At 32.2% G+C, this 13,675-nt stretch carries 14 protein-coding genes and 1 tRNA gene; 8 read left to right on the top strand and 7 right to left on the bottom strand.

Annotated elements, in window-relative coordinates; genetic code table 11:
- The first annotated feature begins 82 nt into the window (after nt 1-82).
- Nucleotides 83-2,116 (top strand): glycogen debranching protein, encoded by a 2,034-nt coding sequence (locus EU98_RS01245; RefSeq protein ID WP_032516362.1) that lies wholly within the window; start codon nt 83-85, stop codon nt 2,114-2,116.
- 1 nt (nt 2,117) lies between these two features.
- Here the strand turns inward: EU98_RS01245 and EU98_RS01250 are convergent.
- Nucleotides 2,118-2,188, bottom strand: a tRNA-Gly gene (locus EU98_RS01250).
- Nucleotides 2,189-2,300: 112 nt separating this feature from the next.
- Here EU98_RS01250 and EU98_RS01255 point away from each other — a divergent pair.
- The 5 genes from EU98_RS01255 to plsY are packed head-to-tail and all read left to right on the top strand — an operon-like array spanning nt 2,301 to nt 6,466.
- Nucleotides 2,301-3,647, top strand: a complete 1,347-nt coding sequence (locus EU98_RS01255; protein ID WP_032516602.1) for an MFS transporter — start codon at nt 2,301-2,303, stop codon at nt 3,645-3,647.
- Between the two features lie 9 nt (nt 3,648-3,656).
- Nucleotides 3,657-4,412 carry an MlaE family ABC transporter permease gene (locus tag EU98_RS01260; RefSeq protein WP_032516361.1) on the top strand — a complete coding sequence of 252 codons (756 nt, stop codon included), beginning with the start codon at nt 3,657-3,659 and terminating at the stop codon, nt 4,410-4,412.
- Nucleotides 4,413-4,416: 4 nt separating this feature from the next.
- Complete coding sequence (locus EU98_RS01265; RefSeq protein ID WP_012008209.1) at nt 4,417-4,821, top strand: DUF3119 family protein; 405 nt, start codon at nt 4,417-4,419, stop codon at nt 4,819-4,821.
- A 35-nt stretch (nt 4,822-4,856) separates the two neighbouring features.
- Nucleotides 4,857-5,867: a DUF3086 domain-containing protein gene (locus EU98_RS01270; protein ID WP_032516360.1), complete on the top strand. Its 1,011-nt coding sequence runs from the start codon at nt 4,857-4,859 to the stop codon at nt 5,865-5,867.
- 5 nt (nt 5,868-5,872) lie between these two features.
- Nucleotides 5,873-6,466 (top strand): glycerol-3-phosphate 1-O-acyltransferase PlsY, encoded by a 594-nt coding sequence (plsY, locus tag EU98_RS01275; protein ID WP_032516359.1) that lies wholly within the window; start codon nt 5,873-5,875, stop codon nt 6,464-6,466.
- Here the strand turns inward: plsY and pyrF are convergent.
- The 3 genes from pyrF to EU98_RS01290 are packed head-to-tail and all read right to left on the bottom strand — an operon-like array spanning nt 6,450 to nt 8,766.
- The gene (gene pyrF / locus EU98_RS01280; protein WP_032516358.1) at nt 6,450-7,178 is read right to left on the bottom strand and encodes an orotidine-5'-phosphate decarboxylase; all 729 of its coding nucleotides are present in this window, start codon (nt 7,176-7,178) and stop codon (nt 6,450-6,452) included. The genes plsY and pyrF overlap by 17 nt on opposite strands.
- A gap of 6 nt (nt 7,179-7,184) precedes the next feature.
- Nucleotides 7,185-8,423, bottom strand: a complete 1,239-nt coding sequence (tyrS, locus tag EU98_RS01285; RefSeq protein WP_032516357.1) for a tyrosine--tRNA ligase — start codon at nt 8,421-8,423, stop codon at nt 7,185-7,187.
- A gap of 19 nt (nt 8,424-8,442) precedes the next feature.
- Nucleotides 8,443-8,766 carry a DUF1825 family protein gene (locus EU98_RS01290; RefSeq protein WP_002807348.1) on the bottom strand — a complete coding sequence of 108 codons (324 nt, stop codon included), beginning with the start codon at nt 8,764-8,766 and terminating at the stop codon, nt 8,443-8,445.
- 151 nt (nt 8,767-8,917) lie between these two features.
- Between EU98_RS01290 and EU98_RS01295 the strand changes: the two genes are divergently transcribed.
- On the top strand, nt 8,918-9,529 hold the full coding sequence (locus EU98_RS01295) for a hypothetical protein (protein WP_032516356.1): 612 nt from the start codon (nt 8,918-8,920) through the stop codon (nt 9,527-9,529).
- 23 nt (nt 9,530-9,552) lie between these two features.
- On the top strand, nt 9,553-11,025 hold the full coding sequence (locus tag EU98_RS01300; protein ID WP_032516355.1) for a leucyl aminopeptidase: 1,473 nt from the start codon (nt 9,553-9,555) through the stop codon (nt 11,023-11,025).
- A gap of 11 nt (nt 11,026-11,036) precedes the next feature.
- On the opposite strand, the gene msrA is transcribed toward EU98_RS01300, so the two are convergent.
- Genes msrA through lpxA form a run of 3 tightly spaced genes read right to left on the bottom strand, consistent with a single transcriptional unit; the run spans nt 11,037 to nt 13,673 of the window.
- Nucleotides 11,037-11,639, bottom strand: coding sequence for a peptide-methionine (S)-S-oxide reductase MsrA (gene msrA, locus EU98_RS01305; protein ID WP_032516354.1), 603 nt, complete (start codon nt 11,637-11,639; stop codon nt 11,037-11,039).
- Nucleotides 11,640-11,655: 16 nt separating this feature from the next.
- Nucleotides 11,656-12,834: a lipid-A-disaccharide synthase gene (lpxB, locus tag EU98_RS01310; protein WP_032516353.1), complete on the bottom strand. Its 1,179-nt coding sequence runs from the start codon at nt 12,832-12,834 to the stop codon at nt 11,656-11,658.
- Nucleotides 12,831-13,673: an acyl-ACP--UDP-N-acetylglucosamine O-acyltransferase gene (gene lpxA, locus EU98_RS01315; protein WP_032516600.1), complete on the bottom strand. Its 843-nt coding sequence runs from the start codon at nt 13,671-13,673 to the stop codon at nt 12,831-12,833. The genes lpxB and lpxA overlap by 4 nt, the downstream gene beginning before the upstream one ends.
- Nucleotides 13,674-13,675 lie beyond the last annotated feature (2 nt).

Genomic DNA, 13,675 nt, shown 5'->3' with positions numbered 1-13,675 from the left:
TTTAAATTTTGCATCTATTATTCAAATATCAGTAATTTAAATAAATTATCTCAATATTTAACTAATCAATGATAAAGAAAAAGTGATTCATCTCAATAAAGGCAAACCATTTCCTTTAGGGAGTTCTATAACTTCACAAGGGATTAATTTTTCCTTAGTAGCCACAAATGCAGAATATGTAGAAATCTTATTGTTTGAGAAAGAGGACTCTATTTCCCCAAAAAGCATATTCAAATTAGATCAGACTCATAATAAAGGTCCTTACTGGCATGCGGAAATAAAAAATATTGATGAAGGTTGTATTTATGCTTTTAGAGTGAAACAAAAAAATAATGAAATTAATAATAACTTTGAAAAAAAAGTATTGCTTGATCCATGTTCAAGGGGTATTACCGGATGGGGAAGTTACAAAAGAGAAAATGCATTAAAAAAGCAAGAAAATACTAATTCATGTCTTAAAAGTGTTGTTTGCGATAGAAAATTATTTAATTTTAAGGATTATCCAAGACCGAAACATTCTTGGGAAGAAACAATTATTTATGAACTCCATATCAAAGCTTTCACTGAATCAACAGATAAAGATGAAAGTTGTTTTAAGAAATTTTTAAAAAAAATTCCTTATCTCAAAGAACTGGGTATTACAACAATTGAATTACTTCCAATTTTTTGTTTTGATCCTACTGATGGCCCAAATGGTCTAAAAAATTTTTGGGGATATAGTCCAATTAATTGGTTTACTCCTCATTTTGAATATCTTTCGAATGAATCCGCCGAAAAGAATAGAGAGGAATTTAGAAGATTTGTTGAGGAATGTCATAAAGCAGACATTGAAGTCATCTTAGATGTTGTATACAATCACACTTCCGAAGGTGATTCAAAAGGGCCAGCAATATCTTGGAAAGGTATAGATGAAAATCTTTATTACTTTATTGGAAAAGATAAAAACTATCAGGACGTCTCCGGATGTGGTAATACTGTTGCAGCAAACAGAGGATTAGTTAGAAAACTAATAATTGAATCTTTAAAATGTTGGGCGAGTGAATTAGGAGTTGATGGTTTTAGATTTGATTTAGGAATTGCCCTTTCAAGAGGAGAAAATCTTTCGCCGCTTGATAATCCTCCAATTTTTGAAGATATAGAATGTGAACCAGAACTTATAGATATCAAGTTCATAAGTGAGCCATGGGATTGTGGGGGTTTATATAAATTAGGTGATTTTCCATCTAAGAATACTTTCACTTGGAATGGTCATTTTAGAGATGACTTGAGGAGATTTTGGAAGGGGGATAAAGATACAGCTTGGAATATGAGCGATAAAATAAAAGGGACGCCATCTATTTATAAAGAAGATAATATTTTTCCAAAGTCGATAAATTTTATTACTTCACATGATGGATTCACTCTAAAAGACTTAGTAACTTTCAATAGGAAACATAATTTTGCCAATAGAGAACAAAATAGAGATGGAGATAACCATAACAATTCTTGGAATCATGGTACTGAGGGACCAACTACGAACTTATTAATCAATGATTTAAGAAAAAGACAACAAAAAAATCTTATTCTTAGTTTACTTATCTCTAAAGGTGTTCCAATGATACTTATGGGTGATGAGATAGGAAGATCACAAGGAGGTAACAATAATTCTTGGTGCCAAAATAATTTATTGGGCTGGATGAATTGGGAACATGGTCAACAAGATTTGGAATTATTAGAATATTTCAAATACGTCATAAAAATCCGAAAAAAACTAATAAACATTTTCAATCCATCATTCTTGCCTAATAATCAAACATATGAAAATATTCCAAAATATCATTGGCATGGAACAAAGTTAGATAGCCCCGATTGGAGTAGTTGGTCTCATACAGTCGCCTTTAGCATTAACAAAGATGATACTAATCCGCTTGTCTGGATAGGTTTAAATGCATATTCAAAAAGTATCGATTTCCCCTTGCCGAAATGTAAATATAATTGGTTAAAAGTTATTGACACTAGCATGTCTGAGATTTTTCAACCCTTAACTATTAATGAAAAATCTGTTTCAATAAAGAGTAGGAGCTCTTTACTAATCATTTCAGAAGAAGTATTTGGGGCAAAAAATAATTTATTCTAAAAGCGGGCGGCGGGAATCGAACCCGCATCTTCAGCTTGGAAGGCTGAGGTTTTACCACTAAACCACGCCCGCATTAAGTAATAGAATTACCATTGCAATAATACATTATCAAACAATAAACAAAGTAAAAAGATTGGAAAATTCACACTCGAAAAAAAATATTTCTAGATCAACAACAAGATTAATGTTCTCTTATGGGCTAGGGGATGCAGGCACAGGTTTAGTGGCAACGCAATTTGGTTTTTTTCTTTTCAAATTCTTTATTTCTGCTGGTTTACCAGTAATAATTGCAGGATCATTATTAATGTTAATAAAGATATGGGATGCAGTAAATGATCCGTTAATTGGATGGTTAAGTGATCGTACTAAATCAAGATGGGGGCCTAGAATACCTTGGATGGTAGCAGCATCAGTTCCTCTTGGTTTCTCTTTAGCTGCGATATGGTGGACACCCACTGGTTCAGTGCTAACCAAGACTATTTACTATGCCATAATTTCTATAATCGTAATGACTGCTTATACGAGTATTAATCTTCCTTTTGCAGCTCTTTCTACTGAAATTTCTGAAAAAACAGCAATAAGAACAAGGCTAAACGCATCTAGATTTACTGGCTCAATAATCGCAGGACTAACAGGTTTAATAATTGCTGGAGTTGTATTAGGTTCCGAAGGATCTGCAAATAATGAATATTTTTTAATGGGTAAAATAAGCGGATGTATTGCAGTTGCTGCAACATTAATTTCTTGTTGGGGGTTAGCTCCATTCGCAAAAAAAGCAAGAAGGCCTTCAGGAAAAGTTGAAGCTATAACACTTCAATTCAAAAGAATCTTCAAAAATAAAAAATTTCTAAAAGTTATTACGCTCTATATTCTTCTCTGGTGCGCATTACAATTGATGCAAACAGTAGCATTAATCTATGTCGAGGATGTACTGAATGTACCAACATATATTGCGAAGTGGATCCCGATACCTTTCCAAATTAGCGCTTTAGTGGGTTTACAAATATGGGCCAGAGTATCAAATAAATTGAACAGGATTTCAGCGTTAAACTATGGAGCAATTATGTGGATTATTTCATGTACAGCAGCTTTATTTTTACCTTCATTATCAAAAATTTCAGGAGTAAGCGATAGTTTATTCCTAAATGCCAGCAACATATTTCTGTTCATTCTTTTGATTTTTATAATCTGTCTTATTGGCATAGGAGCTTCAACCGCTTTTCTTATCCCCTGGTCACTACTTCCTGATGCAATAGACGAAGACCCAGAGAAACCAGCAGGATTATATACTGCCTGGATGGTACTTATTCAGAAGATAGGTATCGCGTTTAGTGTTCAATTATTAGGATTTTTATTGTATTTATCAGGTTATCAATCATGCATTGTTGATAAAGAAGGTCTAAATATTATTGAACAATGCTATTCAGCACAATTAACTATTAGATTATGTATTGGTTTTATACCCTCAATATTGGTAATAATTGGTCTTTTAATAATGAGAAAATGGGATCGAAAATTAATTACAAACTAATATAAAGATATGTATTACCTTAATTTTTTCAAAAGACTTCTAAGCAGCCTAGTCATTGGCGGGCAAGCAATTAATTTTATCTTTAAGGGTAAAATTTCCAAAAATGATCTCTTTGACCAACTTATGGAGTCAGGTCCGGGCAGTTTATTAATTGTATTAATTACAGGAATTGCCGCAGGTACAGTTTTTAATATTCAAGTTGCAGCACAACTTACAAGTATGGGGGTTTCAAGTGAAATTGGAGGTTTATTAGCAGTAGGCATGGCAAGAGAAATGGCTCCTCTTCTAACTGCAACTTTAATGACTGGAAAGGTTGCCACTGCCTATGCTGCTCAACTGGGTACTATGAAAGTTACAGAACAAATTGAGGCAATAACAATGTTAAGGACCGAACCAGTCCAATATTTGGTAGTCCCAAGGTTACTATCGATGGTAATAATGTCTCCAATACAGTGTCTTTTGTTTTTATCTGTAGCTTTATGGAGTGGACAAATTTGGAGCACAATTTTTTATAAAGTTCCTCCAATAGTTTTTTGGACATCTGTAAGATCAGGTAATGTGAGTTTAACCAGTGCAGATTTAACTTCAATGTTAATAAAATCTGTAGTGTTCGGATTACTTATTTCAATCATTGCTTGTGGATATGGACTTACAACCAAAGGGGGTCCAAAAGAGGTTGGAACAAGTACAACAGGTGCAGTTGTAATGACTCTCGTTACTGTATCTTTAATGGATGTATTACTAACGCAAATTTTATTTGGATGATTCTATGTTTAATACTAAATCAAAAAAAGAAGAACCAGTAATAATATCTCCTTCATTTCAGTTGCCAATCATTCTAATAGTTTTAAGTTTTATGCTTTTGTTTTTGAATATTGGTTCTTTGCCAACAATAGTTTTTGCTTCTTTTAGCTTTTTTTTATTACTTCAGTCATTCACCTTAAGAATAAAAATAACAAATGATGATTTTATCGTTTTACAATTAGGGAAAGAGATTAGAACTTTTCCATTCAAGAACTGGATATCATGGAAATTCTTTTTCCCCATAATCCCAGGTATTTTTTATTTTAGAGAAAAGTCCAGTCCTCATTTATTACCAATTTTATTTAACCCAAAGCAATTAAAAGATGAGCTCATAAAAAAAGTTGACTCCCTGGAAATTAAAAATTCTTAAAATTCAGACTTTGCCTAATCATCAAAATTATTTAAATGACCAATACAGAAATTTCCGACAATAATCCTGAAAAGGAATTAAAAATAGATAAGTCAATTTCAGGTGATAAAACCAAACAAATTAGTAAGAAAAATACAACTCAAAATAAAAAAACTATCCCGAAAAACGATAAATCAACTAAATCTTTTGATGAAATTTCTAATGAAATTTTTAGAGATCTCTTTTCAAAAAAAGACTCTTTAGTTAGAGAAATAAGAGAGTTAGAAACAAAAAAAAATGAAATAGAAAAAGATATTGATTCTAATTTTAAAGGACAGTCAGATAATATTGCTAAAAGAGTTAAGGGCTTTCAAGAGTACTTAACTGGAGCTTTGCAGAATCTTTCACAAAACGTAGAGAGACTTGAATTGGTTTCTCAACCAATAATCGTAAAGCCTTCTCCCCTTGATGAGAAAAAGCAAGACAATAGCACAAATAATGTAGTTAATGTTCCTGCTCTTTCCGAGACATTTAAGCCAGATGAAGAGATTATAAAAAGTTGCTTTTCAAGTTTCACAGAACAGCCCGACTTTTATGCAGAACCTTGGAAATTAAGACGTAGTCTTGATTCCTCAGATATAGAAATTATGAATGATTGGTTCTTTAACATGGGCGGAAGAGGTTCTCTTGAAAGTAGAGGATCTCGACAAAAAAATGCTTTGTTATCAGCTGGCTTAATATCTATTCTTGGCGAATTATATGGAGATCAATTTCAGACTCTTATTTTAGCTTCGCAGCCTGAACGATTAGGCGAATGGAGAAGAATTCTTCAAGATTCACTTGGTCTAACAAGGGATGACTTTGGACCTAATAGTGGGATTGTTCTGTTTGAAAGGCCTGAAGGTGTCATCGAAAGAGCTGATAGATTAGAAGCCAATGAAGAATTGCCATTTATTATCATTGATGCAGCAGAAACTTCTGTTGAAATTCCAATACTTCAATTTCCATTATGGGTTGCATTTGCTGGCTCAGATAATGAAATTTACGATGATCTTGAACTAAACTAAGGTTTATGAATATCTTAATAATTTTTACAAGTTATCTTTTAGGATCACTTCCGACAGGTTTTTTAATTGGAAAATATCTCAAAAATATAGATCTAAGAACTATGGGTTCTGGATCTACAGGTGCCACAAATGTCTTAAGAAATGTTGGTAAATGGCCAGCACTTTTTGTGTTTATCATTGACGTTGGGAAAGGACTTGTAGCAGTAAAAATTGCTCAACATTATACAGATCAAGGATTAATTGAGGTAATAGCAGGAATATCCGCTATCTCAGGACATATTTGGCCAATATGGCTTAAAGGTAAAGGAGGAAAAGCTGTTGCTACTGGATTAGGTATGTTTTTAGCTCTTTCTTGGAAAGTTGGACTTGCATCTCTTGGCATTTTTTTAATAGTCCTAACAAAATCTAAATTTGTTTCTTTATCCAGTATTTCAGCTGCAATCTTACTTCCTATTTTTATGTTTTTTTACCTAGGTAAATTTATGCACTCATACTTTTTTATAAGTTTAATTGTGGCATTATTGGTAATCTGGAAACATAGAACAAACATAACAAGATTGCTTAAGGGAGAAGAATCCAAAATTAATCAGAATCAATAGATTTAAATATTTCTATTAGAGCTTTATTAGGATCTATAGCTTTTGAAATTGATCTGCCAATGACTAACTTAGAAGCGCCATTATCTATAGCTTCATGGGGAGTCATAATTCTATTTTGATCATCTTTATTGTCAATATTTAATCTGATGCCTGGTGTAATAAGTTCAAAATTATGCTTATAAATAGATCTCAACATATTTACCTCCCAAGGGGAACAAACACATCCATCTAATCCGGCATCAAAAGACAACTTTGCAAGTCTCAATACATTTTCCTCAATTGAATTATTTCTATCAAGATCAGTTTGAAAATCTTTAAGAGAAAAGCTTGTTAAAACAGTTATTCCTACAACCAATGGGGGTTTCACACTGACTGAGGTGGCTCCTTCTAAAGATGCTTTTTTCGAATCCTTAAGAGCTTTTAAACCTGCTGAAGCATGAATAGAAATTATATCAACCCCTAATTTCGAAATTTGGAAACATGCTGCACGCATGGTATTTGGAATATCATGAAATTTTAAGTCTAAAAAAATTTTTTTATTTAAACCTTTTAATATTTCAATAACTCTTGGACCTTCCCTAACAAAAAGCTCTAAACCAACTTTCACCCACTTAATATTGGGGCATTTTTCCAAAAGTAATTTTGCTTGACTTACATCTAATCCATCAATTGCCAATATTATTTTTTCTTCCGAATTAAATCTGTTATTCATCAATTTTCAGTTTTCAAATCTCTTAATTATTTTTTTTCCAATTTGCAAAATTTTTCCTTCCAAATCATTTTTAGAGTTAAAAACTAAATCAGGATTTATTACTTTTTGACTATCAATTTTTACACCCCCACCTTTAATAGACCTTTTGGATTCGCTGCTAGATTTGAAAAGTTTTAGAGCACTTAATAAGTAGAAAAACTTTACTGGAAAAACTACTTCTTTTAAAGAAATCTCTGGAATTTCTCCAACTTTTTCTTTGTGTCCAAGGAATAATTTTTCGCAGTTTGATTGCGCCTTTAATGCTTCTTCGGCCCCATGGAATAAAGTAGTAACTTCTAAAGCCATTCTTCTCTGTAATTCACGAGGATTTGAATTTTCCAGAAAACTTAAGTCTAATTCAGTAAGCAATTCAAAATAAGTGGGTATTAAATTATCGGATACTTTTTCTAATTTTGAATACATTGAAAGAGGATCTTCAGTCAAACCGACGGTGTTAAATTCAGATTTACTCATCTTCTTAATTCCGTCTAAACCTGTCAAAATTGGCAGCAGAACGCCAAATTGAGGTTCTTGTTTAAAATGCCTTTGAAGGTCTCTTCCTATTGCAATATTAAATTTCTGATCTGTGCCTCCAAGCTCAATATCTGATTGAACAACTACCGAATCGTAACCTTGTAATAGTGGATATAAGAATTCATGCAAAGCAATTGGGACTTGCGAAGTGTACCTTTTATTAAATTCCTCCTTAGCTAGCATTTGACTAACTGTTACACTCCCCATTAATTCAATTATCGAATTAAGATTTAATCCTTTTAACCATTCACTGTTATATCTTATTTCTATTCTATCTTTTGAATCAAAATCTAAAATAGATTCATCGGCTGACTTTCCCATCCCTAGTTGGGTTAAGTAAGTTTTTGCATTATCCTTAACTTGTTTTTCCGATAACTGAACTCTTGTTTTGTTTTTTCCGGTTGGATCTCCAATTTGAGCAGTAAAATCCCCAATAATTAAAACTGCAATATGTCCATTATCTTGGAATGCCCTAAGTTTTTTAAACAATATGCTGTGCCCAAGATGAATATCGGTTCCAGTTGGATCAATGCCGAGTTTAACCCTTAATTTTTTATTATTTTTTTTTGCATGATCAATTATCTCCGAAAAGGTTTGATCTGTTCCCTTAATAGGAAAATATTCTTCTATTCCTCTTGACAGCCATGATGGCAATTTAAAATTATCTGTCATGAAGCTTTAACCGTTAACTTTAAGAAGTTTTATCAAGTTCATCCTTCATTCTTATTAAGGTTTTATTCATTTGATCGAACATTTGATCAGGAGTAATCCCAAATTGGCTTAACTGTGTCTTTAATTGTTCTACTGTCATTTTTGCTTGAAAATCTTCAGACAATTCAAATCTCTTCATAAAAACTTTATAACGATCCATAAGAGATTCCATTTTTTTTATAAACATTTTTTTCCCTTCTCTATCGAATTTCCCATAATCAGAGCCAAGTTTCATAAGTTCTTGGTAATCTGTAAAAAGCTTTTTAGCTTCTTCTTGAACGATGTCTGACTCAAAGAATCCCATTTCTATTTTTTTACTTCGCAAGATTAAGGCTCAATTACAAGATAACAAGAATCTTTTAAATTGATTAGAACATTAATAAATTTTAGTTTATAAATAATTCTTTGATTTATATTTTTTAATAAGTAAATTTAGTAGACATGTTTCATAGATATTGGAAAAATTCAACTTAAATAATATTTCAAATCAAAATAGACAATTTGAATTATTTGGTTCAAATGTAAATACATCAATTAATTTTCAACACTCAAATAATTTAAAAATCAAAGGCGAAATCCTAACTGAATGGAGAAATAAAATATATAATCACCAAATTAAAATTTCAAAAGATGCCCACAATAAAACTTTGCAACAAACATGTCTTCCTGTTAATACAATTTCCAAAGAAAGAAAAATTGATCCGTTTTCCCTACATCCATTATCATTAAACTTTTGGAGAACAAATCAATATATACACAATGGTCCAGCAATGTATTTTGTAATTGACTCAATGGAGAGTTCTAAAATAATCCTTTATATAGGAGAAACAAACGTAGCAAATAAAAGATGGAAAGGAGAACATGACTGTAAAAATTACCTCATGAACTATAAAGAAGCCTTAGCCCATAATAACCTCTCAAGTCATCAAGATATTCGTTTCTTCTTAGATGTACCTAAAGAAATAAAGTTAAGACGTAAATTAGAACAGCAACTGATATATTTATGGTTACCACCCTTTAATAAAGAAACCCGAGATAGGTGGGCAACTACTTTCACAAACAACTAAAAGTTAATTAAATCCGTTTACAAATGCAATTTTCCACATTCCAAAAAAATCTAGATAACTGGCAAGGTACTTCATTAATTTTTGGAGTTTTAGAGGAAGAAATTGAAAGCCAACTTGAAAACATAAAATTTGTCATTGACCCAAAATTATTACTAAAAACAGTTACTCAAAAAAAATTTAAAGGAGAAAAAGGAAAAACTCTAAGCTTTGAATTTTTAGATCAAAAATTAGAGACTTTAATCATAGTTGGTCTTGGCAAATCGAAAGATCTAAAAAAAAGTGATATAGAAAACTCCATAGGAAATCTAATTAGAAAAACTGTTGATAAAAATGAAAAAATCAGCATCTTGCTACCTTGGGAATTAATAAATTCAAAACTAGAAATAAATCAATTAGCAGAGTCTGCTAGATTATCTGCTTATAAGGACAATAGATTTAACAAGAAAAAAGATGAAGAGAAAGTTCTTAAAGAGATAGAGTTTTTGAATTTAAAAAAAATTGAGAATATTAGCTTTGAAGAGACAGCACAAATATGCGAAGGTGTAGAACTAGCTAGAAGACTTGTAGCCGCCCCTCCCAATAGTCTTACCCCTCAGGAAATGTCTATACAAGCTTCTAAAATAGCTAATGATCATGGTTTAGAAGTAAAAATTTTAGAGGCAAAAGATTGTGAAGATTTAGGCATGGGCGCATTTTTAGCTGTAGCAAAAGGTTCTGACCTAGATCCTAAATTTATACATCTTACTTTAAAGTCGGAGGGGCCTATAAAAGAAAAGATTGCGCTTGTTGGGAAGGGTTTAACCTTTGACTCTGGAGGATACAATCTGAAAGTAGGCGCTTCTCAAATTGAAATGATGAAATATGATATGGGGGGAAGCGCTGCAGTTTTAGGCGCAGCAAAAGCACTTGGAGCAGTAAAACCAAAGGGATTAGAAATCCATTTTATTGTGGCAGCTTGCGAAAACATGATAAATGGATCTGCAGTACATCCTGGAGATGTAGTTAAAGCATCTAATGGTAAGACAATTGAAATCAACAATACTGATGCTGAAGGTAGACTAACATTAGCTGATGCGTTAACTTACGCATCCAATTTAAACCCGGATTCAATAATAGATTTAGCCACTCTAACCGGAGCTATTGTTGTTGCATTAGGGAATGATGTAGCTGGATTCTGGAGTAATAATGATGATTTAGCAAATGACCTAAAAACTGCATCAGCACAGTCTGGAGAAGAAATATGGCAAATGCCTTTACAAAAATCTTATAAAGAAGGGTTAAAGTCTCATATAGCTGACATGAAAAATACAGGTCCTAGAGCAGGTGGGTCAATAACTGCTGCTTTATTTTTAGAGGAATTCTTTGATAAAGAGATTAAATGGGCTCATATTGATATTGCTGGGACTTGTTGGACTGATAAGAATAAGGGAATTAATCCATCTGGAGCAACCGGTTTTGGCGTTAAAACTCTTGTTCAATGGATTAAAAATAAATAACTATTTTTAAATCATTCATTCCAAAGATTTGTTGACCTAGCGTTATCGCCCCATAATTTATCCAACCTCTGATCTCTCCCACAGGAGAATCTATAAAATTTATATTTTAATTCATTTCTCTCAGCAAAATCCTGATGATATTCCTCAGCCAACCAAAATTGACCTTTTGATTTTAGTTCTACAGATATTTTTTCTAATGGCACATTCAATTCATTAGAGGCGGAAACAATTGCATTTTTTCCATCACTTTCCTCAGTTGCATCTTTGAAAAAGATGACTGGCCTATAAGAATCTCCACGATCACAAAATTGACCCTTACCGTCCAAAGGATCAATATTTCTGAAATAGAGCCTAAGTATCTCAGGTAAAGTTACCAATTTGGAGTCATAGTCCACCACAACAACTTCCTGATGCCCTTCATGATTTTCGTAAGTAGGATTTTGCAAATCTCCACCTGAATAGCCACTTTTTACAAAATTTATCCCCTTTAATGACTCTAAATCATGTTCTAAACACCAAAAACAACCTCCTGCAAGAATCAATTCCTCTGCAAAAGTGTTTATGGGGTTAAAAAATATTGATAGAGCAACTATTAAAGATAAGAGGTATTTCATTTTTTTATTATATAGTTCAAATAATAGAATTAATAATCTCTTTAGCGGCTCTCTGGACTACGCCCTCTTCTCCTAATTCTTTTTTTAAAAAAGCATAACCTTTTCTAATTTTTATTTTTTCTGACTTTCCCTCCAGAATCCGACAAGATTTGTAAAAAATTTTATTTTCATCAAACTCTCTCTGCACAAACTCAGGAATTATTAATTTATTAACTAACAAATTTACAGGAGAAATAAATTTTACTTTGAAATTGAGAATTTTTTTAGCAATAAAAGCAGTTACCCTACTTACTCTATAACCAACAATCTGTGGGATTCCATGTAAAGCCAATTCCATATTAACTGTCCCGGATTTACAAAGAGCAATTTTAGTAAGCGAAAAAATGTAAGGCTTTAATTTTGTACTATCTTTTTGAGAAATCACAAATCCTTTTACTTGATATTTTCTAAATGCTTTTTTGAATATTTCATCAAAAGCTCTCCGACAGGAGGGGATATAGACAACTAAACTTGGATATTTTTGTTGTAATTTATTCGCTGCTCTCATGAAAGTAGGTAAAATATATCTCAATTCTTGAGGTCTTGATGCGGGCATTAAAAGTATGATGTTTTGATTTGGGCGAAGGTTTAAAATAGTTCTGGCATCTTTCTTTAGAGGAAGTTTTTTTGTCAAATCAATCATTGGATGTCCAACCCAAAAAACATTTCCTCCCCTCTTTTTGTAAAATGATGCTTCTTTTTTGAAAATTGCAAAAATCTTATCAGAAAACTTTATTAGATTTGTTGTAGTACCATTACCGACCCTCCAAGCCCACTCTTGGGGAGCAATATAGTAAAAAATTGGAATTTTAGTCTTCGATCTTTTTAATTTAGTGCCAATTTTTATATTAGGTCCCATATAGTCAATCAAAATTAAGCAATCAGGAGGATATTTTTTTAGTAATTTATAGAACCTTTTTTGAATTCTTATTGTTGGAATAATAAGAGGTAAAGCCTCCCAAATTCCTATTGCACTAATTGATGTAGTGTCTTGAAGAATTTTTACACCTTCTTTCTTCATCCTTTCTCCGCCTAATCCGCAAATTTCTAAATCTATAGATTTTTTTTTAGCTTCATCTAACAATGCTTTTGTTAACAAACTTCCATGCAAATCTCCAGATACTTCTCCAGTACTTATAAATATCTTTTTATTCATACATTCACTACAGGCATTGGTCCTCTTCTTTCTTTAGATATTGACTCTTTTAAAAAACAACATAACCTTGAAGATGAAATATCTAATTCTTCTTTCATTACTTTTTCTAATGAATTTGAAATCGCATCATTAGATTTAAAAAGTATTTTCCAAGTACTTTGAAGTAATTTTAAGTCAAAATCTTTATTTTCCATCAAACCACTTCTCTTAATTCCAATCCTATTTAAACCTCTTAACCTTCCTGGATGCCCTTCGGCTAAACAAAAAGGAGGTACATCTCTATCTACTCTAGTCATCCCTCCAATCATTGCTAAATATCCAATATGTACAAACTGATGAATACCTAAACAACCGCCAATAATAGCTTTGTCTTCAATCTTTACATGGCCTGCAACTTGAACACTATTTGATAAAACTATCCTATTACCAAGTTCACAATTATGGCCGATATGAGTGTAAGCCATCAACAAATTATTATTTCCAATAATTGTTTTTTCTCCTTCATCAGTTGCCTTATTAATAGTTACACATTCTCTGAAAGTATTATTATCTCCAATAATTACTTCAGTATGGTCCCCTTTATATTTAAGGTCCTGCGGATCAAGACCTATAAAAACACTTGGGAAAACTTTATTGTTAATACCAATTTGAGTTCTTCCTGAGATAACAGCGTTCGGTCCAATTTCGGTTCCTTTCCCAATAGTCACATCAGGACCGATAATGGCTCCTTGAGAGACAATAACCCCATCGTGCAATTCTGCACTTGGATCAACAAAAGCATTTGGGTGGACTTTTACGCCACTAAAGCTCGATTTTAATTCAGTATTTTTATGATCCATAT

Source organism: Prochlorococcus marinus str. MIT 9314 (genome assembly GCF_000760035.1).
Taxonomy (GTDB): Bacteria; Cyanobacteriota; Cyanobacteriia; order PCC-6307; family Cyanobiaceae; genus Prochlorococcus_A; species Prochlorococcus_A marinus_B.
This window is presented reverse-complemented; position numbering and strand designations above follow the sequence as displayed.